The following is an 801-nucleotide window of genomic DNA, read 5'->3' as shown; positions in this document are numbered from 1 at the left end:
TGACTCTCGATGCCTGTTCTGAGCGAGTCGTACATTGATAGAAGGTCTGAGCAGCTTTACCTTCATGTGAAATCATCTGTCGAGGCCGATTGGGCCAGTCGGTCTTCAATGGCTGATTAACTTCGCCACTTTCATCTTCCATAAAGCCATAAACCAAGGCTTCATAGCGCTTTTTGACTTCTCTGTCATGAAACTGCCTACTAAGCTCCCTGTGGGAATCCGCATCAAGCGCCAAGACCATCAAGCCCGAGGTTGCGCAATCCAAACGATGAACCACCCTGATAGTGGGAAATTGGTCTTGTAAGCGGCTCAGCAAGCAATCAGCTTTGTCGGGGCCTCTGCCCGGAACTGATAGCAAACCGGAGGGCTTATTAACCACCACAAGCTGTTCATCTGAATAAACAATCTCGATTTGAAAATCTGGACGCATTGGCTACAACTACCTAGTGACATTACTTTGATTTCATCAGAGCACTGCTGAAACTCCAAGCGAGCTATTATACACTGCCTACAACCCTATTAAGCCCTATAAATTTCTTAGACGATATTCTGATCAGGAGCGAATCTTCACATGAAGGGAAATATGTTTACCGGCTTTGGCTATCTGGCTCAAGGTTTCAAGATCATTTGCCAGCCCGGCTTTCGCCTATTTTTACTGGTTCCTTTAACCGTAAATATCATCTTGTTTACGCTGCTCATCATGTGGGCATATAGCCTAGTAGACGGTTGGATGGCGACCTTATTGTCTTGGGTCCCAGAATGGCTAGGATTCATGGAGTGGTTATTCTGGGGAATCTACTT

2 protein-coding genes are annotated in these 801 nt (G+C 45.9%); one reads left to right on the top strand and one right to left on the bottom strand.

The features are described 5' to 3' along the window. A partial coding sequence (locus A3729_RS24325; protein ID WP_231877495.1) for a pseudouridine synthase occupies positions 1-430 on the bottom strand: 430 nt, incomplete at its 3' end. 141 nt (positions 431-571) lie between these two features. Between A3729_RS24325 and A3729_RS24320 the strand changes: the two genes are divergently transcribed. Then, positions 572-801 (top strand): EI24 domain-containing protein (locus tag A3729_RS24320; RefSeq protein WP_369820155.1); only part of this gene is annotated, 230 nt, incomplete at its 3' end.

Source organism: Oleiphilus sp. HI0043, from assembly GCF_001634935.1.
Note: the sequence above shows the minus strand (reverse complement) of the source record. Positions and strands in the feature narration are given on the sequence as shown.